This window comes from Kitasatospora sp. NPDC054795 (assembly GCF_053611565.1).
Genome location: NZ_JBSHAP010000154.1, coordinates 1 through 21,060, shown reverse-complemented (window position 1 = coordinate 21,060; position 21,060 = coordinate 1). Strand labels below are relative to the sequence as shown.

17 protein-coding genes and 1 pseudogene are annotated in these 21,060 nt (G+C 74.5%); 10 read left to right on the top strand and 8 right to left on the bottom strand.

The features are described from left to right. The first annotated feature begins 165 nt into the window (after positions 1-165). Positions 166-1,755 (top strand): protein kinase domain-containing protein, encoded by a 1,590-nt coding sequence (locus ACWGJO_RS36150; protein ID WP_452189945.1) that lies wholly within the window; start codon positions 166-168, stop codon positions 1,753-1,755. 315 nt (positions 1,756-2,070) lie between these two features. On the opposite strand, the gene ACWGJO_RS36145 is transcribed toward ACWGJO_RS36150, so the two are convergent. From ACWGJO_RS36145 to ACWGJO_RS36125, 5 genes are all read right to left on the bottom strand, one after another. Then, positions 2,071-2,781, bottom strand: coding sequence for a class I SAM-dependent methyltransferase (locus tag ACWGJO_RS36145; RefSeq protein WP_452189944.1), 711 nt, complete (start codon positions 2,779-2,781; stop codon positions 2,071-2,073). A 301-nt stretch (positions 2,782-3,082) separates the two neighbouring features. Next, positions 3,083-3,604 carry an ion channel gene (locus tag ACWGJO_RS36140; protein ID WP_452189943.1) on the bottom strand — a complete coding sequence of 174 codons (522 nt, stop codon included), beginning with the start codon at positions 3,602-3,604 and terminating at the stop codon, positions 3,083-3,085. Positions 3,605-3,833: 229 nt separating this feature from the next. Further along, a complete protein-coding gene (tatA, locus tag ACWGJO_RS36135; protein WP_359910355.1) occupies positions 3,834-4,142 on the bottom strand; it encodes a Sec-independent protein translocase subunit TatA in 309 nt (102 codons plus the stop codon). A 211-nt stretch (positions 4,143-4,353) separates the two neighbouring features. Beyond that, positions 4,354-4,923 (bottom strand): methyltransferase family protein, encoded by a 570-nt coding sequence (locus ACWGJO_RS36130; protein ID WP_452189942.1) that lies wholly within the window; start codon positions 4,921-4,923, stop codon positions 4,354-4,356. Between the two features lie 273 nt (positions 4,924-5,196). Further along, positions 5,197-6,759, bottom strand: a complete 1,563-nt coding sequence (locus ACWGJO_RS36125; protein ID WP_452189941.1) for an MFS transporter — start codon at positions 6,757-6,759, stop codon at positions 5,197-5,199. Between the two features lie 126 nt (positions 6,760-6,885). Here ACWGJO_RS36125 and ACWGJO_RS36120 point away from each other — a divergent pair, with 126 nt between their 5' ends. Then, positions 6,886-7,542, top strand: coding sequence for a TetR/AcrR family transcriptional regulator (locus ACWGJO_RS36120; protein ID WP_452189940.1), 657 nt, complete (start codon positions 6,886-6,888; stop codon positions 7,540-7,542). On the opposite strand, the gene ACWGJO_RS36115 is transcribed toward ACWGJO_RS36120, so the two are convergent. Further along, entirely contained in the window at positions 7,532-7,849 is a 318-nt protein-coding gene (locus ACWGJO_RS36115; RefSeq protein ID WP_452189939.1) for a cupin, read from the bottom strand. The genes ACWGJO_RS36120 and ACWGJO_RS36115 overlap by 11 nt on opposite strands. A gap of 131 nt (positions 7,850-7,980) precedes the next feature. On the opposite strand from ACWGJO_RS36115, the gene ACWGJO_RS36110 reads away from it, so the two are divergent. Further along, a complete protein-coding gene (locus ACWGJO_RS36110; RefSeq protein ID WP_452189938.1) occupies positions 7,981-8,247 on the top strand; it encodes a hypothetical protein in 267 nt (88 codons plus the stop codon). Positions 8,248-8,326: 79 nt separating this feature from the next. On the opposite strand, the gene ACWGJO_RS36105 is transcribed toward ACWGJO_RS36110, so the two are convergent. After that, on the bottom strand, positions 8,327-9,484 hold the full coding sequence (locus ACWGJO_RS36105) for an acyl-CoA dehydrogenase family protein (protein ID WP_387689043.1): 1,158 nt from the start codon (positions 9,482-9,484) through the stop codon (positions 8,327-8,329). Between the two features lie 299 nt (positions 9,485-9,783). On the opposite strand from ACWGJO_RS36105, the gene ACWGJO_RS36100 reads away from it, so the two are divergent. Further along, positions 9,784-10,980, top strand: coding sequence for a TetR/AcrR family transcriptional regulator (locus tag ACWGJO_RS36100; RefSeq protein ID WP_452189937.1), 1,197 nt, complete (start codon positions 9,784-9,786; stop codon positions 10,978-10,980). On the opposite strand, the gene ACWGJO_RS36095 is transcribed toward ACWGJO_RS36100, so the two are convergent. Beyond that, positions 10,977-11,327: a hypothetical protein gene (locus tag ACWGJO_RS36095; protein WP_452189936.1), complete on the bottom strand. Its 351-nt coding sequence runs from the start codon at positions 11,325-11,327 to the stop codon at positions 10,977-10,979. The two genes, ACWGJO_RS36100 and ACWGJO_RS36095, sit on opposite strands and share 4 nt — an antisense overlap. A 266-nt stretch (positions 11,328-11,593) precedes the next feature. On the opposite strand from ACWGJO_RS36095, the gene ACWGJO_RS36090 reads away from it, so the two are divergent. The 6 genes and pseudogenes from ACWGJO_RS36090 to ACWGJO_RS36065 form a co-directional block, all read left to right on the top strand. Continuing rightward, positions 11,594-13,498: an ATP-binding protein gene (locus ACWGJO_RS36090; RefSeq protein WP_452189935.1), complete on the top strand. Its 1,905-nt coding sequence runs from the start codon at positions 11,594-11,596 to the stop codon at positions 13,496-13,498. 61 nt (positions 13,499-13,559) lie between these two features. Continuing rightward, on the top strand, positions 13,560-15,941 hold the full coding sequence (locus ACWGJO_RS36085; protein WP_452189934.1) for a hypothetical protein: 2,382 nt from the start codon (positions 13,560-13,562) through the stop codon (positions 15,939-15,941). A gap of 197 nt (positions 15,942-16,138) precedes the next feature. Beyond that, positions 16,139-16,792, top strand: a complete 654-nt coding sequence (locus tag ACWGJO_RS36080; RefSeq protein WP_359910387.1) for a DedA family protein — start codon at positions 16,139-16,141, stop codon at positions 16,790-16,792. A gap of 206 nt (positions 16,793-16,998) precedes the next feature. Then, positions 16,999-18,747 (top strand): threonine/serine ThrE exporter family protein, encoded by a 1,749-nt coding sequence (locus tag ACWGJO_RS36075; protein ID WP_452189933.1) that lies wholly within the window; start codon positions 16,999-17,001, stop codon positions 18,745-18,747. Between the two features lie 120 nt (positions 18,748-18,867). Then, entirely contained in the window at positions 18,868-19,941 is a 1,074-nt protein-coding gene (locus ACWGJO_RS36070; protein ID WP_452189932.1) for a hypothetical protein, read from the top strand. Positions 19,942-20,240: 299 nt separating this feature from the next. Continuing rightward, positions 20,241-21,060, top strand: a pseudogene (locus tag ACWGJO_RS36065) (hypothetical protein); the annotation flags it as partial.

Genomic DNA, 21,060 nt, shown 5'->3' with positions numbered 1-21,060 from the left:
CAGTCAGGGCGGGCCGCACCCCCGTGCCGGCGGCCGGGGGACCGCTGCCCGGTCCCCCGACCGCCACCCTCCGCCCCTGGTCGGCGCGTTCGGCGGTGCGGCTATCGTGCACAGGTGCACGAGGCGGCCCGGGACCCCGGGCAGGGCACGTGAGGGGAGCTCCAGGTGATCGGACGGGCGCTGAACGGGCGTTACGAACTCGTCGACTTGCTCGGCGTCGGCGGGATGGCCACCGTCTGGCGCGGGACGGACCGGGTGCTGGGCCGTCAGGTGGCCGTCAAGGTCCTCAACGGCGGACTCGCCGACGACCCCCGCTTCGCCGAGCGCTTCAGCCGCGAGGCGCAGCACGCGGCCATGCTGGCGCACCCGAGGATCGTCATGGTCTTCGACTCGGGCGTGGACCAGGGCACCCCGTTCATCGTCATGGAGCTGGTCAACGGCCGTTCGCTGGCCGCCCTGCTGGCGGAGCAGCAGGCGCTGCCGGTGGAGCGCGCCGTGGGCATCGCGGCGGCGGTCTGCGAGGCGCTGTCGGTCGCGCACGCGGCCGGGCTGGTGCACCGGGACATCAAGCCCGGGAACATCATGATCACCGATGACGGCGGGGTGAAGGTCGTCGACTTCGGCATCGCCAGGGCCGGTTCCTCCAGCAACCTGACCCAGACCGCGAGCGTGCTCGGCACGGCCGCCTACCTCTCGCCCGAACAGGCCACCGCCTCGGAACTGGACGGGCGGACGGACCTGTACGCGGTCGGCTGCGTGCTGACCGAGATGCTCACCGGCGCGACCCCGTTCACCGCCGAGACCCCGGTGGCGATCGCCTTCAAGCACGTCAGCGAGCAGCCGCTGCCGCCGTCCGTCCGCCGCCAGGGCCTGCCGCCCGCGCTGGACGCGGCGGTGCTGCGGCTGCTGGCCAAGAACCCGGCCGACCGCCCGGCCGACGCGGCCACCGCCCGGGCCGAACTCCTCGGCACCGTACCGGGGCTGATGGTCGCCGACCCGACGGCGGAGCTGCTCGCGAACGCGGGCGGGGCCGCCACCCAGCTGCTGCCGCCGGTGCCCCACTTCCCGGCGCCGAACCAGCAGCACACCACCGTGCTGCCGCCCCAGCCGCCGGCCGCCACCTCGGTGATGGCGCCGATCCCCGCCCCGGCGGCTCCCGCCTACGTCCCGGTCCCGAGGCCCGGGCCCGCGCCCGGGAACACGGCTGCCCGCAACCGGCGGAAGCCGCTGGTGTTCGGGGTGTTGGGCGTGGTGGGCCTGGCCGGCGTCACCGCGCTCGCCCTCACCGCCTTCGACGAGCCGGCCGGCAACGCGGCCGCCGCCAAGCCCGCCGCGGCCACCGCCCCGTCCACCGCCCCGGTCACGACGCCCACCCCGAAGGCCTCCGCGGCCTCGGCGGCGCCCACCAGCAGCTCGGTGGCGCCGTCCGCGCCCCCGGCCCCCACCCAGGCCGTCCCGCGCAACCAGCCCGCAGCGCTGCAGATCCAGGCCTTCCGCCAAGCCGTCGCCCAGGCCCAGGTCGGCAGGGAGCGGGACAAACAGACCGACCTGTTGAGGATCCTCGACACCACCGCCGCGCGCCTCAACGAGGGCAACCCGGACGACGCCGCGCAGGAGCTCAAGGACGCCCAGAAGGTGGTCAAGGACATGGGCAAGAAGCACGCCATCGACGTCCCGACGTACGCCAACTGGAACGCCCGTCTCTCGGCCCTGTTCGCCACCCTGCACACCGCCGTCGATCTCCAGGACGACTGACGGGCCCGGCCGCCTGCCACCGGCTCCGGCCGTCAGCTGCCGGCTTCGCGGAGGCGGACTCGTGCCCTTCGTCGCGGGTGAGGGTTCCGTCCTGAGTGCACAGCACTGTCCACAGCCTGTGGACAGTGCTGTGGGCCGACCGCACCGACCGCACCGACCGCGGCAGCCCCGGCATCCGAGGGGCGAGGGCACGGGAAGTCGGCCGGGCCGACTTCCCGAGCGGCGGGGGCTCCGCGGAGCGGTCGGCGGAAACGTCGGGGCGCACGCCCGTCGGCCCCTTGCGCGGCAAGGGGCCGACGGAAACCCCGGTGGCGCCTACCGGGCGGCGGTGACGGGCTTGCGGGCCCGGGTCAGCAGGGAGACGCCCGGCAGGCCCTGGACGGGCAGGTAGCGCTCGGCGGCGATCACCGTGCTGAGCGCGGTGTTGATGAAGGCCGGAACGTCGTCCAGGTCGCTGCCGGTGCTCTTCTTCCGGCGCCAGGCGGCGGCCGGGCGGAGCAGGACGTTCCAGCTGTCCAGGGTCTCCATGGTGAAGCCGCTGCCGACGATCACCTCGCGCAGGGTGTCGCGGGTGTAGCGGCGGACGTGGCCGACCGCGACGTCGTGCGCCGACCAGAGCCTCATGTCGCTCGGCACCGCGATGAGTGCCACCCCGCCGGGGCGCAGCACCCGGTGGATCTCGGCCATCGCCGCGTCGTCCTCCTCGATGTGCTCCAGCACGTCGAAGGCGACCACCAGGTCGATCGCGCCGTCGGCGACCGGGAGCCTGCGGGCGTCGGCCCGCATCACGGTGAGCCCGCGGTCACGGGCCACCTGGGCGCCCTCCTCCCCGTACTCGATCGCGATCGGCTTCCAGCGGTTCGCCCTCAGCACCCGGGTGTTGCCACCGCCCGCGGCCCCGATGTCCAGCGCGGTGCCCGCCTTGCTGAACTTGGCGAGCTCCCGGCCCAGCAGTATCCGCCGCTCCTTGTACCACCAGTGCCGGTCTTCGAGCTCGGCGAGCTTGCGTACCTCATGACCTTCCACGGGCCCTCCCGGACTTCTTCGTCTCCCTGGCCGCCGCGGAACGCGTCGTCCGGCCGAGCGAAAACCTGAGAATTTCGTGAGGTCACTTTACGGGTACGGCGCCCTCGCGGATCCGGGCAGCCCGGTTGGCCGGAGCGTGGTGCCGGCCGGGTGCCGGCGTTCGACCCACTGCCCTCGACGGGGCGGCGGTGAGGGGTCAACTGTCAAAGAAACAAGGGATTTTGGCGGATTGCCGGAAAGGCCTGTCGACGGGGTGGGCGCAGGGGTGCCGGGCGGACGTCCGTTGCCGTCCGCGCCGGCCTCAGTCCTGCCGTCGGATCCGTCGCTCCACGTTCCCCCGGACCGCCCGGGACGCCGTTCCGGCCGCCGCCGCGAGGAACACGAAGTTGTACCCGATCTGCAGCACCACCACGAGGCGCGCCGTCTGCCCGGCCGGGGTGATGTCCCCGTACCCGACCGTCGCCATCGTCACCACGGTGAAGTACAGCGCGTCCAGCCGGGTCTCCAGCCCGGCGAACTCCGACTTGTGCGCGCCCATCACGTAGTACGTCCCCGCGAAGATGGTCAGCGCCAGGAAGATGTGGAAGGCCAGCCAGACCACCGGCCGCTTGGCCGTTCCCCGCATCACCCCCACGATCTTGGCCAGCATCAGCCAGGTCAGCCCGACCAGCGCGCCCGCGAACACCAGCCAGCTCAGCACCGGCCGGCGCTCGCCGAGCCACTCCAGGGGCAGCGTGAAGTACCCGACCATCAGCAGCGTCGACGCGATCAGCAGCCAGAGCCAGGCTCGCAGGTCGGTAGGGGGCGGAGGGTTCTCGGACATCCCGCCCAGCCTCCCCGGGCCCGGGCCCGTCCGCTCGCCCGCCTGGTCCGATCGGGCGAGCCCCGCGCCGTCGCCGTACCGGCCGCCTGCCGCCGCAGGCGCGGCCGCTCCGTTTCGGCGGGTCTCCGGGGGCCTCGCGCCCCGCCGACGCCGGAAGGCCCCGCCGGCCCCGGAACGCGGAAAGCCCCTGGCGGTTCACCAGGGGCTTTCCGGAGGAAGGGGGGCGGACTCAGGCGGTCGTCTCGGGCCGCTTGGTCTCGGTGGCCTTGGTCACGTTGGTCGGCGTGACGGCCGGGCGGTCGGCGCTCTGCTGGGGAGCGGTGGCGCCCTGCTGGGGAGCGGCGGTGCTCTGTGCGGTGCCGGCCGCGGCGTCCGCCGGGGTGTCGTCCTCGCGCATGGCCTTCGTCTCGGCCTTCAGGATGCGCATGGACTTGCCCAGGCCACGGGCCATCTCGGGCAGCTTCTTCGATCCGAACAGCAGGATTACGACCGCCAGCACCACGAGAATGTGCCAGGGCTCAAGACCGTTCCGCAGCATCCCTGGCCACCGGTCCCTTCTTGTCAGGAGTCATGGCGGGCGCTAGCGCCCGTGCTGGCCAGTATGCCTGTACCTGACGGCGAACGGATACACCAGCCGGGAAACGCTGGCCAAAAACCAGGTGCCGTTCGAGCGGATCGCGAGCGCGGCGGCACCGGCCCGGCCGGACGCGGGTGCCGAAGCTCACACCCGGCCGACCGCGTCGGGGCGTTCAGTGGACGAACGGCACCATGCGCTTCGTCACCCGGCGGTACTGCGCGTACTCGCTCCCGAAGGCGTCCAGTAGCAGCCGCTCCTCGGCGGAGATCCGCCAGCCGTACGCGGTGAGCAGCAGGGCCGCGACCACCAGGGCGGCCGCCCAGCTGCCGGTGCCGACCGCGTAGCCGACCCAGACCAGCAGGCTGCCGGCGTACCCGGGGTGCCGGATCAGCCGGTACGGGCCGGTGCGGACCAGGCGCTGGGTGTCCACGGTGCGCAGGGTGCGGGTGTAGTAGCGGCCCAGGGTGCGCATGCCCCAGGCCCGCAGCGCCAGCCCGGCGACCACCAGGGCCACCCCGAACCAGGCGGCCCAGGAGGGCAGTTCGCCGATCCCGGCGCGGTCGAACAGCACCACGAGCAGGACCGACAGGGCGTAGCAGCCGAGCAGCAGCCGGGTGGACCCGCGGTCGCGGCGGTCGGCGTGCCAGGTGCCGGCGGCGGTGTCCTCGCGCCGGCGCAGCAGCAACTCGTAGGCGACCCAGCAGAGGACGCCGAGGAGGGAGAGGAGGGCGGGCAGGGACATGAGGGGCTCCCGGCGGTCGGATCCGAGGTGTGCTTCCACGGTCCCCCCGGCGGGCGGCCGGCACACGCACCCGGGGGTGGACCCGGCGCGGTCCACCCCCGGGTGGAGGCGCGGCGCGGGGGCGCTCGGGCGCTCGGCGGGACCGCTGCGCGGGGGCGGGAGGGCGGTTCCCGGGGCGGCTCCCGGGACGGCGGAGAGCCCCCGCCCGGGATGGGCGGGGGCTCTCGATGACTCGCGTGGATCGGGTCGGACGGGTCGGACGGGTCGGACGGGTCAGACGGCGGCGGGCTCCGGAGCGGGTTCCGGGGCGGTGGCGGGGGCGGCGGCCGGGAGGTGGCGCATCAGGCGGTAGGCCAGGACGGCGGCACCCAGGGCGAAGACCAGGCCGACCACGGCCGCGACGTGCAGGCCGTCGGTGAAGGCGGCGCGGGTGGTCTCCAGCAGGTCGGCGCCGAGCCGGCCGGGCAGGTGGGCGGCGACGGTGACCGCTCCGCCGAGGGTGTCCTGGGCGGTCCGGGCGGCCTCGCCGTCGATGCCGGCCGGGAGGGCGCCGTCCAGCCGGTGGCGGTAGACCGCGGCGCCGGCCGCGCCGAGCAGGGCGATGCCGAGCGAGCTGCCGAGCTCGACGGCGGTCTCGGAGGTGGCGGAGGCGGCGCCGGCCTGCTCGACCGGGGCGGCGGAGACGACCATCTCGGCGGTCATCGTCATGGTGCCGACCGTCCCGGCGGCCAGCACGCCGGCCGCGGTGAGGATGAGCGCCAGCGGGGAGTGCGGGCCGACCAGGGTCATCATCGCGAAGCCCGCCGAGCCGACCAGGAAGCCGCCGCCCATCAGTACCGCCGGGCGGACCTTCCCGGCCAGCGCCGAGCTGGTCCCGACCGCGGCGCCGACGCCCAGGCTCGGCACCAGCGACCAGAGCGAGGCGGTCAGCGGGCTCATGCCCTTGACCAGCTGGAGGTACTGCGAGGTGAAGAGGGAGAAGCCCATCATCGCGAACATCGCGATGCTGTTGACGCTGATCGCGCCGCTGAAGGTGCGGATCCGGAACAGGCTCAGGTCGAGCAGCGGGTTCGCGGCGGTGCGCTGGCGCCGCACGAAGGCGCCGGCCAGCAGCAGTCCTGCGGGGACGGCCAGCCCGGGCAGCAGGCTCCAGCCCTCGACGGCGATCGTCTTGACGCCGTAGACCAGCGGCAGGATCGCGGCCAGCGAGAGCACGGCGCCGAGCAGGTCGAAGCGGCCGGTGCGGCCGGTGGAGCGGTACTCGGGGAGCAGGACAGGTGCGGCCAGCAGCACCAGGGCCATCACCGGGACGGCGAGCAGGAAGGCCGAGCCCCACCAGAAGTGCTCCAGCAGGAGCCCGCCGGCGACCGGGCCGAGGGTGGCCCCGGCGGTGAGGATGCCGCCCCAGGCGCCGAGCGCGATCTGCCGCTGCTTGGGGTCGTGGAACATGTTGCGGATCAGCGCGAGGGTCGAGGGCATCACGGTGGCCCCGGCGGCGCCGAGCAGCGCACGCGCCGCGATCAGCTGGTCGGCGTCGTGCGACCAGGCGGCCAGCAGCGAGGCGCCCGCGAAGCCGGCGGCGCCGATCATCAGCAGTCGGCGGCGGCCGATCCGGTCGCCCAGCGCGCCCATCGTGATGAGCAGTCCGGCCAGCAGGAACGAGTACATGTCCATGATCCACAGCTGCTGGGTGCCGCTCGGCGCCAGCGTGGTGGAGATGTACGGGACGGCGAAGAAGAGCACGCCCATGTCCATGGTGAGGACGAGGGTCGGGAGCAGGAGGACGGCCAGGCCGATCCATTCGCGTCGGCCTGCGCGGCCGGTGGTTGCGGTCATGGGGAAGACGGTACGGATGAGTCAGACGCTTGTCTAGTACGTATGTGCAAGTCGCTCGTGCAAGACGTACGAGCGAGTAAGACAAATGTGCGAGACATTCGTCCATGGCTTCCGTAGGATCAGGGCATGGGAAACCGCGAAGACCTGATGGGCGGCGCCAAGCGCTGCCTGTACGAGAAGGGCTACGGCCGCACCACCGCCCGCGACATCGCGACCGCCTCCGGCGTCAGCCTGGCCGCGATCGGCTACCACTTCGGCTCGAAGGACGCGCTGCTCAACGCGGCGATGATCGAGGCGATCGGGGAGATGGGGGAGGCCCTGGGCGCGGTGGTGATCGCCGCCAACCAGGTGTCGGACGACCCGGAGGTGCGCTTCGCGGCCGTCTGGGACGGCCTGCGGGACGTCTTCGTCGAGCACCGCGGGCTCTGGGCGGCCCAGTTCGAGGCGCTCGCCCAGGCGGGGCACGCCCCCGACCTGGCGGACGCCTTCGCGGCGGCGCAGAAGGAGGGCCGGCTCGGACTGGCCGCGGTGTTCCAGGGGCTGCCCGAGGTGCCGGACACCGCGGAGGAGGTCGCCCGCGGGTCCTTCTACCAGACCCTGCTGGCCGGCTACTGCGCCCAGTGGCTGGCCGCGCCCGAGCTCGCGCCCAGCGGGCAGGACTTCCTGCGCGGACTGCGGCTGGTCAGCGACAGCGTGTTCACCCCCGTGGAGCCCTCTCCCGCTACTGAGCCCTCTCCCGCTTCGGAGCCCGCCCCCGTGGAGCCCTCGCCCGCTACGCGGTGACGGCGGTCAGCAGCACCACCGAGTCGACGTGCGCCAGCAGCCCGTGCCGCTCCTGCGGGACGGGCTCCAGGTGGCCGACCGGCAGTTCCAGCCGCCGGCCGGCGATGGTCAGTGACACCCGGCCGCGCAGCACCTGGACGCTGCCCGCGGCGGGCGGGTTGTGCTCGTCCAGCGTGGTGCCCGCGGTCAGCGCGATCACGGTCTGCCGCAGGATCCCGTCGTGCAGGACCAGATGGGCGCTGCGCCCGTGCGGGCTCTCCGCCGCCCGGGCGGCGTGCTCCACGGCGAGCTGTTCGAGATCGGGCACCGCGCCTCCTCCTGGCTCCGGGCGCACTCCGTGAGCCCAGGGTCGCGGACGCCCGGGCGCCCCGCACCCGGAGGTACCGCGGCCGGGCGGTCCGAGGTGCAGGCTCCGCCGACTGCCCGCATCGTGGAGGCATGGCGACCAACGACAAAGTCATTTCCGGGTTCCAGGTCAACCGCCCGCTGCTGACCGGCGGCGTGGCGCTCACCGCGATCGGCACGCTGCTCAGCGCGACCGGGACGGTGGTGGTGTGCGCGGCGCTGATCGCGGCCGGCCGCAGCTGGGTGCGCGGTCTGGACACCCCGCCGACCGCGCTCGCCCAGCGGGCCCTGCGGGAAGCGAAGGTGGCGTCCAGCGCGGGCTGGGAGGCCTGGCGCGCCGAGCACAGCTCACCGAACTGAGCCCGCCCGCCGGGCCGGCGAACAGCACGGCGGGCCGCCGCGGAAGGGCGGCCCGCCGTGCCGGCGGACCCGAACGGCCCTACAGGCCCAGCGACTTGGCGATGATGCTGCGCATGACCTCGCTGGTGCCGCCGTAGATCCGGAACACCCGGTTGTCGGTGTAGAGCCGGGCGATCGGGTACTCCAGGATGTAGCCGTAACCGCCGTGCAACTGGAGGCACTTGTCGATCACCGTGGAGGCCGACTCGGTGCAGAACAGCTTCGCCGCGGCCGCGTCCGCGACGGTCAGCTCGCCCTGCTGGTACAGCTCCAGCGCCCGGTCCACCATCGACTGCTGCGCCACCACCTGGGACTCGCAGTCGGCCAGGGTGAACTTGGTGTTCTGGAACTCGGCCACCGCCTTGCCGAACACCTTGCGGTCCTTGACGTACTGGACCGCGAACCGCACCGCCGCCGCGGCCGCCGCGTACGCGCCGACGGCGATCGCCAGCCGCTCCTGCACCAGGTTGTGGGTCAGGTAGGAGAAGGCCCTGCCCTCCTCGCCGAGCAGGTTCTCCACCGGCACCCGGACGTCGCTGAACGCCAGCTCGGCGGTGTCCGAGGTGCGCAGGCCGATCTTCTGGAGCTTGCGGCCGACGGTGTAGCCCGCGGAGGCGGTGTCCACGCAGAGGATGGACAGCCCGGCCCGGCGGTTCTCCGGGTCGTACGGGGCGGTGCGGCAGACCACCAGGACGAGATCGGCCAGCACGCCGCCGGTGATGAAGGTCTTGGCGCCGTTCAGGACGTAGTGGGTGCCGTCCTCGGAGAGCCGCGCGGTGGTGGAGATGCCCGCGAGGTCGGAGCCGGCGCCCGGCTCGGTCATGGCGATCGCGGTCATGATGTCGCCGGAGACGAAACCGGGGAGCCAGCGCCGCTTCTGCTCCTCGTTCGCGTACTCCAGCAGGTACGGCAGCACCAGGCCGGTGTGCACGCCGGAGGAGCCGAAGCTCACGCCCGCCCGGGCGGTCTCCTCGGCGATCACCGCCTGGTACTTGAAGCCGCTCTCGCCCGCGCCGCCGTACTCCTCCGGCACCTCGATGCCGTAGACGCCGAGCTCGCCGAGCTGCCGGTAGAAGTCGCGCGGCGGGTGACCGTCGGCCTCCCAGCTCTCGTAGACCGGGACGACCTCGTTGGCGATGAAGTCCCGGATGGTCTCCCGGAAGGCCTCGTGGTCCTCGTTGAACACGGTGCGGCGCACGGCGGCGCTCCCTTCGACGGCGCCGGCCGGGGCTGCCGGCCGGGGCGGAACCTGCCTGGTGGTGGCTCCACAAGTTAATCCGGGGTAGCTTCGGCTGTCCAGAGTCGGCCGGGCGCGGAAAGCCGGTGGGGAGCGCGGTCGGCGGGGGTGCGAAGTGAATCCTTGCTAGCCTTCCGTCGACGCCGGTCACGGTCCCGTTCCAGAGGCCGGCGCCGTGCCGGACCGGTGCCGGACCAGTGCTGGGCCGGTGCGGGACCAGTGCCGGGCCGGTGCCCGGCCGAAGGGGAGGGAGGCTCGCCATGGTGGTCCGACGGCCGCCCGGGCGGCGCGCCCAGATCCTGGCCGTGGCCGCCGACCGCTTCCACCGCAGCGGCTACCACCAGGTCTCGATGACCGAGGTCGCCGCCGGCGTCGGCATCACCGCGCCCGCGCTCTACCGGCACTTCCGCGGCAAGCCCGAACTGCTGGACCGGGCCGTCCGGTTGGGCCTGGACGCACTCGCCGAAGGCCTGCGCCCGGCCCGCACCACCGCCGACCTCGGCGCCGCGCTGGCCGCCGTCGCCGTCGGCCACCGCCCGCTCGGGACCCTGGTGCAGCGCGACGCCCGGCTGCTGTCGCCGGCCCGGCGGGCGGCGCTGCGCCGTGAACTGCGCGCCGACGTCGCCCTGATGGTCGCGGTGCTGCGCGTGGAACGGCCGGAACTCACCGCCGGGGACGCCGAGTTGCTCTGCTGGTCGGCGCTCTCGGCCTGCGCCGGGCTGTCCTACCAGTCGGCGGTGCCGCAGCCCCGACGGGCCGAGGCGCTGCTGCGCGGGATGGTCGCCGCCGTCCTGGCGGTCCCCCTGGACGGTACGGCCGCGGGCCCCTGCGCCGGGCCGGTGCCGGCGGCGCGGGAGGTTGCATCCGGGCCGGCGCCGGAGCCCAGGCCGCGGGCGCGCCGGGAGGAGCTGCTCGCGGCGGCCGTCCGGCTGTTCCACCAGCGCGGCTTCGACAACGTCAGCACCGACCAACTCGGCGCCGCCGTCGGCATATCCGGCCCCAGCGTGTACCGGCACTTCGACAGCAAGGCCGAGCTGCTCGCCGCCTCACTGGTGCGCAGCCGCGAGCGGCTCTGGCACGAGGTGGACGGCGCGATCACGGCCGCCGCCGGGCCGGGGGAGGCGCTGGAGGCCGGGCTGGGCGCGTACGTCGGCTTCGCGCTGCGCAACGGGGACTACCTGGGCGCCATGCTGAGCGAGACGGAGCGGCTGGCCCCGCCGGACCGCCGGGCCGCGGTGGACTTCCGGCGGGACTTCCTGCGCACCTGGGTCGGCCTGCTGCGGCAGGTGCACCCCGGGCTCGACCCGGCGGCCGCCCGGATCCGGGTGCACGCGCTGTTCGCGCTGGTCAACGACGGGGTGCGGAACCGTCCGCACAGCACCAGGCCGGACCTCGGGGACTGCCTGCTGCGGCTCGGCCGGGCGGTGCTGGGGACGTCCGGGGGAGGGGCGCTCTAGCGGTTGCCTCCGGTGCCTCCGGTGCCCCGGGAGTTCCCGCCGTTGCCCTGGGGGGTGCCGGTGCTCCCGCTGTTGTTCTGGGTGCCGCCGACGCTTCCGCCGTTGCCCGTCACCGCGAGGTCGTTGTTCTGGTTGCCCGCACCCGAACCGGTGGCCGTCTGCTGGGTGTTGACCACGTTTCCGTGGACGTCGCCGATGATGTTGCCGGAGCCCGCGCCGCTCACCACGCTGCCGTTGGAGGGGCCGGTCGCGCCGGCGCCGCTGTCGGCGTGCGCGGTGGCGGCGCCGGCGCCGGCGAGGAGGAACGCCCCGAGGGCGGTGGCGGCGGCTGCGCGAATACGGGACACGCTGGTCTCCCTGGCGAGAAGTGCGGATTGTGGCGCCGTCCGGGGTGGCCGCTCCGGGGCGCCGTGGCCTGCGGGGCCGGGCGGCTCGCCGTACGTACGTCGCCGGTTCAGCATTCACCAGTGCGGTGGACGAACTCCACCGAACGGGTGGCAATTCCCCCGATGGGGGAGGATCGGTCAATTCGGAGTTGACGGTATTCCGTCAGGAGGGTGCCGAAGAAGAAAGAAATGGTCGCCAGATAGTCGCACTGGCACACTGGGGACCCATGTCTGATGGTGCCCCGCCCGAGCCCACCCCCGCCGAGGAGCTGCGCACGACCGAGGTCGATCTCGGCGGCCTGGTGAACGTCCTCGCCACCCACCTCTACTCCACCCCGCTGGTCGCCCTGCGCGAGCTCGTCCAGAACGCGCACGACTCGCACACCCGCCGGCTCCTGGAGGACCCGGACGGCGACCACCGCCCGCTGATCCGGGTGCGCGCCGACGCCGCCCGGCGGACCGTCGCCATCGAGGACACCGGCGCCGGCCTCACCGAACCCGAGATCCACTCCTACCTGGCCACCGTCGGCACCGGCTACACCCGGATGCTGCGCGAACTGACCGGCAACCAGGAGCTGATCGGCGCCTTCGGCCTGGGCTTCCTCTCCGCCTTCTCGGTCGCCGACGAGGTCACCGTCACCACCACCTCGCACCGCGAACCGCACCTCGGCCACCGCTACCGCAGCCGCGGCGGCGAGCAGTACCGGGTCGAGCCGGTGCCCGCCCGGCCCCGCCCGGGCACGGTGGTCGAGCTGACCCTCAAGGCCGAGCACGCCCACCTCGCCGACGAGGACGTGCTGCGCGACGTGCTCACCCGCTACTGCGTGCTGCTGCCGGTCCCGGTCCACCTCGGGGACGACGAGCAGCCGGTCAACTCCGTCGAGGTGCCCTGGCGCCACCCCTCCGACGGCGACCGGTACGCCGCCCGGATGCGCTTCGCCGCCGCCTTCGGCCGCCGCTTCGAGCCGCTCACCGCCTTCCCGGTCCACCCGGTCGACGACGTCACCGACGCGGTCGGCCTGCTCTGGGTCCAGGACGGAGGCACCTACGGCAGCAGCGACAACCGCGACCTCGCCGTCTACCTGCGCGGCATGCTGCTCGCCGAGGACGCCCGCGACCTGCTGCCCCGCTGGGCCGGGTTCATCGGCGGCGTGGTCGAGTCCAACCGGCTCACCCCCACCGCCAGCCGCGAGGACCTCCAGCGCGACGAGCACTACCACGGGCTGCGCAAGGCCCTCGCCGACGCCATCGTGGACGGCCTCTACGAGACCGCCCGGCTGCGGCCCGCCGCGTGGCGCCGCATCCTCGCCCGGCACGGCAACGACCTGCTCGGTGCCGCGCTCTGCGACGACCGGCTGTTCACCCTGCTCGCCGACGACGTCCCGGTGCCCACCTCGCAGGGCGACCTCACGGCCGGCGCGCTGCGCGCGGCGGGAGGAGGCGCGGTGCACGTCGCGCTCGGCAGCGGCGGCGGCTTCGAGGAGATGCTGTACCGGGCGATGCGGGTGCCGATCGCCCGCGGCGACCGCTACGCCGTCCTGCCGTTCCTGCGCCGCTACGCCCAGCTGCGCGGCTGCCGGGTGGTCGAGCTGGGCAGCGAGCAGGGCGACCGCGAGCTGTTCCGCGACCCGGAGCGCCCGCTGCCGGAGCACGAGTCGGCCTGGCTGGCCGGCGCCCTCGCCGACCCGGGCGAGCAGCTCGTCCCGGCCCGCTTCGACCCGCCCGGCCTGCCGCTGGTGCTGGTGCCGGACCGCGAGGCCGAGCTGAAGGCCCGGATCGAGGACGACCGGGCGGACGCCCGGATACCCTCGGCCGCCCTGCGGCTGGCCCGCGCCTTCACCGCCCGCACCGACGGCGAGGTCCGGGCCCGGCTCTACCTCAACCTGGCCAGCCCGGCGGTCCGGGACCTGCTGGCCGCCTACCGCGGCGGGCACACCGGCAGCGCGACCGCCGCCGGCCTGCTCCGCTCGATCAAGGTGATCATGGCCGCGGCCTCGTCCGGACCGTCCGAGGGCGACCTCACCGCCGCGCTGGCCGGCATCGGCACCGCGGTGTCCGCCCTGACCGCCGCCGTCCCGGCCGGTCTGCCGGAGGTCCCGGACAGCCCCGGAGCGCTCTCGGAGGAGCGGTGACGGACGGATTGTCAGTGGGGTGCGGTAGACACCTCATCAGCACGACGCAGGGGGAGCAGGCATGACCACCGACATCTGGGCCTGGGTGCGCGACACCCACCGGCAGCTGGCCGAGGCCGGCCACCACCGGCTCGCCGACGCCATCGTCGAGCTGCCCGAGCACGCCACCGAGGGGCGAAACGAGCAGCTCGACGCGCTCTACCCGGAGGCCGTGGCCGCCGCCCGGGCGCTCGGCCTGCCCTGGGTCGAGGTCTACCTGCGGCACTGGCGGATGCAGAACCTGCTGAACAAGCGCCAGCAGGGCGAGGCGGTGCTGCCCGAGGCGGTCGACCTGCTGGACTTCGCGCACCGGGAGGAGACGGCGAACTGCCCGCAGTCCGTCTGCGTGGTGCAGGACTTCGCGATCTGCCACGCCCGGGTCGACGGGCCGGGGTACGTGGCCGAGCGGCTCGCCGTGGTCGGCGAGACGCTGGACCGGATCGAGCCCGACCGGGCCTGCTACGACTGCCTGTCCCGCGAGTACTCCGACGCCCTGGAGGACGACGGCCGGGCGGCCGAGGCGCTGGACCACCTGGACTCCGCGGCCAACCGGATGCGGGCGGCCGGCCAGCCGGTCTCGCTCCGCTTCCACCAGGCCCGGGCCGGCACCCTGCACCTGCTGGGCCGGCACGAGGAGGTGCTGGAGCTGCTGGCGACCGCCGAGCGGGCCGAGCAGACGCAGGGGCGCCGGCTGGACGAGCGCGACCAGCGCTGGGGCGCCCTGCTGCGGGCCCGCGCGCTCGCCTCGCTCGGCCGCACCGAGGAGGCGCTCGCCCTGCTGCCCGAGCGGGCCGAGGCCGAACGGCACGCCGACCTGCGCACCGCCTGGACGCAGACGGTCGAGCTGCTGGTCGCGGCCGGGGCCCGGGAGAACGACGCCGAACTGGGCGCCGTCCTGGCCGGCTGGGTCGGCTACCTGGACGGCGTCGGCGCGCACCGCCCGTGCGTGGACCTGCTGCTGGCGGCGGGGCGGCTCGCGCTCGCCCGTGGTGCCCGTACGGTGGCACTCACCCTCGCCGCGACCGGGGAGCGCAAGCTCACCCGGCTGCGGCGCACCGAAGGCGTGTCGGAGCAGGTCGCGGCGCTGCGCGCGGCCGCCGAGGCACTGCCGGAGCCCGAGCTGCCCGTCCCGCCGGGCGAGCTGGCGGCGCACCTGGCCGAGGTCCGGGTGCCCTACGAGACCGGCGCCGACCTGCTCTCCGTCGCCCTGGACCGGTACCGGGGTGAGCAGGCCGGCGCCACCGGACTGGCGGTGCTCCTGGCCACCGTGCTGGGCGGCCTCGGCCACGCCCGCGCCGCGGCCGACCTGCTGTGGCGGCACCTGGAGGACGACCCGGCCGATCGCGAGCTGACCGGCGCGCTCGGCGAGATGCTGATCGAGGCCCGGGACGCCGAGGGCATTCGCCGCCTCGCCGACCGGGTGGCCGCCTCCGCCCCGGCCGACGGGCACTGGATACGCGCCCGCTGGGCCGCCGCCGAGGGCCGCTGGGCCGAGGCGCTGGAGCAGTGCCGGGCGATCCTGGTGCTGGACGACGAGGTGATCAACACCCGTCGCCTCGCCGCCCACGCCGCCACCGAGCTGGGCGACCACGCCACCGCGCAGCGGATGTACCTGGAACTGCTGGAGCGCGCGGCGCCGGCCGTGGGCTCCGCCGAGGACACCGCCGAGGACTCCGCCGAGGAGGACGGCCACCGGGCTGTCCGGGAGCCGGACCTGTGGCACCTGATCACCGCGGCCACCGCCAACCGGGACTGGGCGGTGGTCCGCTCCACCGGCGCGCTGCTCGACATCGAGTTCGACGAGCCCGAGGGCCCGGTGGACGAGGAGTGGCAGCTGGTCACCATTCGGGCCACCCGCACCAACGGCGCGACGTCCGACCTGCCCGCCCTGCGGACCGGCCCGGCCACCGCCCGCATCCTGCCCGTGCTCGGGGACGACCTGACGCTCAACCACGGCGACGTGGTGGTCTTCGCCCCGGCCCTGCTGGAGCGCCCGCCGGCCGAGGACGCGCCCGAGGAGGAGCGGCAGCGCTGGCGCCCGGTGTTCGAGCTGCTCACCCTGCTCGACCCGGCCGGGTACACCACCTACTGGATCGACGGCGGCTGGCCCGGCGACGAGTCGTGGTCGGCCCTGCGGGAGGAGCTGCACGGGGCGGGGTACGCGGTCTGGGTGTACAGCGGGGAGCAGTACCGGATCACCGACCCGGCGGACGGCGGCGACACCCTGCCCGGTGTCTACGCGGCCCTCGGCGTCCCGCCGACCGCCTCGGCCGCCGAGGCCGACGCCCTGCTGCTGCGGCTCACCGACGGCTGGGCCCACCCGCTCGCCTGGGCGGAGCTGGCCAAGGCGGCCGGCGCGGCCCCGGCCCGGCACGAGGAGATCGTCGAGCGCTACGGGCTCTGACCGTCCCCGACAGCGCGGCCCCGGCGGGCCGGCCCCTCCCGGGCCCCCGCCGGGGCCGCGCGCGTTCCCGGCCGTCCCGCGCGCTCCGCGCCCCGCCGTGTGCGGGCCGGCCCGGGAACCATTCCGCCTCCAGCCGAGTCTTTGTCAATGCTTTACTTTTTCATTGCCAAGACTCGACCTCCCGGAGTGCCCGCACCGTGACCAGCCTCGCCCTCGGCCCGTCCTGGCTCGATCCGACCACCCTGATCTCCACCTTCGGCCTGATCGGCATCCTGGCCATCGTCTTCGCCGAGTCCGGTCTGCTGATCGGCTTCTTCCTGCCGGGTGACTCGCTGCTGTTCACCACCGGCCTGCTGGTGGCCGGCGGCACCTACCTGCACCAGCCGCTCTGGCTGGTCTGCGCGCTGATCGTGGTCGCCGCGGTGGCCGGGGACCAGGTCGGCTACCTCTTCGGCCGCAAGGTCGGCCCGAGCCTCTTCCGCCGTCCCGACTCCCGGGTCTTCAAGCAGGAGAACGTCGAGAAGGCCGCCGCCTTCTTCGACCGGCACGGCCCCAAGGCGATCGTGCTGGCCCGCTTCGTGCCGATCGTGCGCACCTTCACCCCGATCGTCGCCGGGGTGAGCAGGATGAACTACCGCGGCTTCGTGGTGTTCAACCTGGTCGGTGGCGTGCTGTGGGGCGGCGGCGTCACCGTGCTCGGCTACTTCCTGGGGCAGATCCCGTTCGTCCGGGACAACATCGAGGCCATCCTGGTCGGCATCGTGCTGGTCTCGGTGATCCCGGTGGCGATCGAGCTGCTGCGGGCGCGCCGCTCCGGCGCGGCGTCCGCCACCCGCCACCGCGCCGGGTAGGCGTCCGCCGCTCCGGCCACGGGACGCCGCGTACATGTGCGTCCGGCTGTTCGATCAGGCAAGGTGTAACCCGAGATCGAGCGGTGGCCGGAGGCCGCCAGGGGTGGCAAGGAGCGGAAGTGCCTAAGCGGGGCCGACCGGGTACGGGCAAGCGGGCCAGGGGGGGCAGGGCGGTTCGGCAGGCGCGGCAGACACCCCCGAAGCCGGTGCACCCCGCCGACGCCCCGCCCACCGAGGGCCTGCTCGGCTACCCCGCCCCGCCGGTCGAGCCGACCACCGTCGTCCCGCTCGCGCTGCCCGTTCCGGAGACCAAGGGCCTGCTGGCCCCCGAGCCCGAGCCCCAGCCCGAGCCGGTACCCGAGTCGGTACCCGGGCCGGCGGTCCGCGCCGCGACCGGACGGGCCGAGACCGAGCGCCCGGCCCGTCGCCGTTCGGTCGCCGAGGACACCCTCACCCCCGAGGAGTGGCGGGCGGCCGGCTACACCCCGCCCACCGGCATCCCGGTCCCGGACCTCACCACCGGCGCCCCCGGCGAGGCGCCCTGGCCGGACCGGATGCGCACCCTGCTGCGCACCCCGATGTCCGAGCGGCCCGCCTTCGAGCGCACCGCCCGCGAAATGCACCCCTCCGCGTCCGTCACCCGCAACGTCCCGCGCATCCTCGACCTGACGCTACGCATCGGCGAGCTGCTGCTGGCCAGCGGCGAGGCGGCCGAGGACGTCGAGGCGGCGATGCTCGGCATCGCGCACGCCTACCGGCTGGACCGCTGCGAGCCGCAGGTCACCTTCACCCTGATCGGCATCTCGTACCAGCCCTCGCTGGTCGAGCCGCCGGTCACCGCCGACCGCGTGGTGCGCCGCCGGACCTCCGACTACACCCGGCTCGACGCGGTGTACGCGCTGGTCGCGGACATCACCGCGGAGAACGTGACGGTCAACGACGCCTACCGCCGGCTCGCGCTGATCCGCCGCAACCGGCACCCGTACCCCGCCTGGTTCCTCGCCCTGACCACCGGTCTGCTGGCCGGCGCGGCGACCTTCCTGGTCGGCGGGCGGGTGGACGACAAGGCCTGGCTGGTGTTCGCGAGCGCCTTCGTCGCGGCCGTCCTCGGCGACCGGCTGGCCTCCGCGCTGGCCCGGCGCCGGCTGCCGGAGTTCTACCAGTTCGTGGCGGCCGCGATGCCGGCCGCCGCCTCCGGCATCATCCTCTCGCTCAACGACTGGGGCCTGCGAGGCTCGGTCGTGATCACCGGTGGCCTGTTCGCCCTGCTGCCCGGGCGCGCCCTGGTCGCCGCCGTGCAGGACGGCCTGACCGGCTTCTACATCACCGCCGCGGCCCGCCTGCTGGAAGTGATCTACCTGGTCGCGGGCATCGTGATCGGGGTGATGGTGATCCTCTACCTGGGCGTCGGCTTCGAGGCGAACCTGCGCCCGGACGAGAGCCTGGTGGGCGTCAACTACCCGCCGGTCCAGATGATCGCCGCGATGCTGCTGACCCTGGCCTTCGCGACGCTGCTACAGACCGACCGCCGCACGCTGGCCCTGGTCACCGTCAACAGCGGCATCGGCTGGGCCAGCTACGGTGCGCTGGTGTACAACGCGGGTGTCAACCCGATCGCGGCGACCGGCGTGGCGGCCGGGCTGGTCGGCCTCTTCGGCCAGCTGATGGCGCGCTACCGCAACGGGTCGGCGCTGCCGTACGTGACCGCCGCGATCGGTCCGCTGATGCCCGGTTCGGCGCTCTACCTCGGGATGCTCGCCTTCGCCCAGGGGCACTCCAGCGCCGGCCTGGTGTCGGTCTTCCGGGCGGCGGCGATCGCGATGGCGCTGGCGGTCGGGGTGAACCTGGGCGGGGAGATCGCCCGGCTGTTCCTGAAACTGCCGGTCGGCGCCGAGCGCCCGTCGCTCTACCCGGTCGTGCCGCGCCGGGCGGCCAAGCGCACTCGAGGGTTCTGACCGGACGTCGGGCCGGACGTCGGGCCGGTGCCGGGGTGATGCGGTCCCCGGGCCCCGGCCCCGGCCACCGGGCCACGTCACGGCAGGCAGGACGCAGGACCAGGAACGAAGGTAAGACCCATGACGACACTGCTGGACGGCTACCGCGAGCACATCGTCGCCGCGCACAAGCAACCGCTGTTCCTGCTGCTGGTCGGATTCATCACCTCTTTCGTCTTCATCCGGTTCAGCGTCCGGATGATCCGCGCCCAGGTGCGCTGGTGGCCGGGCAACGTGACCCCGGGCGGCCTGCACATCCACCACATGGTGTTCGGCCTGGGCTTCCTGCTGCTCGGCGGCATCGGGGTGTTCGCCACCTACGGCGGACACCCGTGGATCGACGTGTTCGGCCTGGCCTTCGGCATCGGCTGCGGTCTGGTGCTGGACGAGTTCGCGCTGATCCTGCACCTGGACGACGTGTACTGGAGCGAACAGGGCCGCAAATCGGTGGACGCGGTGATCTTCGGCATCCTGTTCACCTCCCTGCTGCTGGTCGGGTACGTGCCGCTCGGCGTGGTGCCCGGCGAGGAGACCAGGTGGGGCCTGATCACGATCATCTCGGTGAACTCGCTGGCCTCGGTGATCACCCTGCTCAAGGGCAAGGTGTGGACCGGCCTGCTCGGGATCATGGTCCCCGGTCTGTCCTGGATCGGGGCGATCCGGCTGGCCCGCCCGAGCAGCCCGTGGGCCCGCTGGCGGTACGCCACGCGCCCCCGCCGCCGGGCGCGTGCGCTGCGGCGCGAGCGCCTGCTGCACCGGCGCGCGGACCGGGCCCGCACCTGGCTTTTCGACCTGATCGCCGGCGCCCCCGACAAGGTGCCCGCCAACCACCCGGCGGCGCACCGGGTGGCCGAGCGGATGGCCGCCCGGGCCAGCGCCCACCTCGACGCGCACGCTGCCCGGGCGCTGGCCCGCCGTCAGGCCCGGCTGGCCGACCGCCGTTCGGCGGCCGCCGCCGGGACGGCCCGGGGCGCGGCGGACCCGGCGCTCGGGTCGGCCGAGGCCGGTCCGGACCGCTCCCGCCTGGCGCAGCAGCGCCGTCGTACGGTCCGGGCCGGGCGCAGTCGGGTCTTCGCGGTGGGGCCGACCGGGCTGGAGAGCCGGCCGGAGCGGCACCACCGGCTGCGCACCCGCACCCGTCGGATCGGCCGGTAGCCCGCCCCCTGCGCGCGGGTCCCGGTCCGGGTCCCGGCTTGTGTCCCCGTCCGTTTTCCCGCCCGCCCCGCTGTCCGGCCGGAGCCGAGGCTTGGTCAGATCATCCGATGGTCACCCGACCGGCGGAGCACTTTCCGGGCGTGAAGGCCGCCGGAATTGAGAACATGAGCATCATGTGACCGTTCTGTCACGTGATGGGATGATTCATCGGATCCCCGCCGACCCCCGGGCCGCCGACCGCCCGTACGCCGCGCGCCGTCCGACGCCGTCCCCTCCGGACCCGTCAGAAGGGATGTCGCGTGGCGCGCAGGATCCTGCCGACCCTCCTGTTGTCCCTCACCGCCCTGCTCGGGCTGCTCCCCGCCGCCCAGGCCGCCCCGGCCGACCCCGAACCGACGGCCGGCCGGGCCGTGGGCGAGGACCCGTACCCGACCACCGAGGAGATCGACCGGGCCCGGGCCGAGGCCGAGGGCAAGGCCTCCTCGGCCGCCGCCCTGGAGGCCGCGCTCACCGCCGCCCGCACCGAGCTGGACCGGGCCGGGCGCACCGCCGAACAGGCCGTCGAGGCCTACAACGGCGCCCGGCTCGCCCTCACCCGGGCCCGCGCCGAGGAGGTCGCCGCCGCGCGGCGCGCCGCCGCCGCCGAGACCGAGCGGGCGGCCGCCGTCGAGGACGCGGCCCGGCTCGCGGCCGAGACGTACCGGCAGGGCGCGGGTGCCGAACTGTCGGCCCTCAACGCCCTGCTCGGCGCCCACGGCGCGCGCGACGCGGGCGACCGCGTCGCCGCGGTCGGCCAGGTCAGCGAGCGCACCCGGCAGATCCTGGACGCCGCCACCTCCACCGCGGCCGCGGCCCGCGGCGCCTCCGCCGCCGCCCGGGCCGCCACCGAGGCCGCCGGGAAGGCCGCCGCCGAGGTCGGCGCGGCCAAGGCCGGGGCGGAGCGGCGGCTGGCCGCCCAGCAGGACGAGGTGGCCGCCGCCGGGCTGCGCCGCGAGCAACTGCTGGCCGAGCTGGCCGCCGCCCGGAACACCACCGTCGAGCTGGAGCGCCGGCGCCGCGAGGCCCTGGAGGAGATCGGCGCCCGCGAGGCCGAGGCCGCCGCCCGTGCCGCCGCCGAGC